Below are 832 nucleotides of genomic sequence, written 5' to 3'. Positions count from 1 at the left end.
CTCGACCGGCTGCGCCGCCGCCGGCCCACGGCTGAGCTGCCCGAGTACGAGCTCGCCGACCGCCACGACCACCACGCCTCCACCGAGGTGCGCCTGGACATCCAGGAGGCGCTCGCCGCACTGCCCGAGGGCCAGCGGGCAGCCCTCGTGCTGGTCGACATGCACGCGGTGCCCGTGGCCGAGGCAGCCGTGATCCTCGGTGTGGCCGAGGGAACGATCAAGTCGCGCTGCGCACGTGGTCGCGCGGCGCTCGCCCAACACCTGGGACTGACCCCGGGCGTGCGACCCGTCGAGACGCACTGAGCCACGGCTGCCCGTCGGCGAGCGCCCCACCGGCGCGGACGGCGTCCCCAGCCGAGAATGGTTGAATCCGGTGGAACCCGGGGACCCCGGGGGTCCGTCGAAACCCTGGCGACCGGCATACCCCTGCCTGCCTGACGACCACCGCACGCCCTGCCCGAAGGACCACATCCGTGGACGAGCCCGCGCACAGCCCCGAGCGCACCCAGCCAGATCCCGAGCTGCACCCTGCCGCGATGGATGCCCGGCACGGTGCTGCCGTGGACTCCGAGCCGGAGCTGGATGCTGATCTGGACCCCGGTCCGGACCCGGAGCTCGACCGGCACGTGCGCGCCCTCCTCGCCGACGTGCCGGACCCGGGCCCCATGCCCGCTGCCGTGTCCCGCCGCATCTCGGCGGCCCTGCTGGACGAGGCCCGACTGCGCGTCGACCCGGGGCCCCTCGCCGTGGCCCCCGGCGAGCAGGGCCGACTCGGCGCCGACGGCCGGCGCCCGGACACCGGTGGCGGCGACCTCCTCGAGATGCCGAAGGC

General features: G+C 75.4%; 2 protein-coding genes. Both read left to right on the top strand.

Annotation, left to right across the window (positions count from 1 at the left end; all coding sequences use genetic code 11):
• On the top strand, positions 1-303 hold a 303-nt coding region (locus ABD194_RS19730; protein ID WP_343994676.1), incomplete at its 5' end, for a sigma factor-like helix-turn-helix DNA-binding protein.
• 170 nt (positions 304-473) lie between these two features.
• On the top strand, positions 474-832 hold a 359-nt coding region (locus ABD194_RS19725), incomplete at its 3' end, for a hypothetical protein (protein WP_343994674.1).

The organism is Terrabacter terrae (genome assembly GCF_039529575.1).
Lineage (GTDB): Bacteria > Actinomycetota > Actinomycetes > Actinomycetales > Dermatophilaceae > Terrabacter > Terrabacter terrae.
This window is presented reverse-complemented; position numbering and strand designations above follow the sequence as displayed.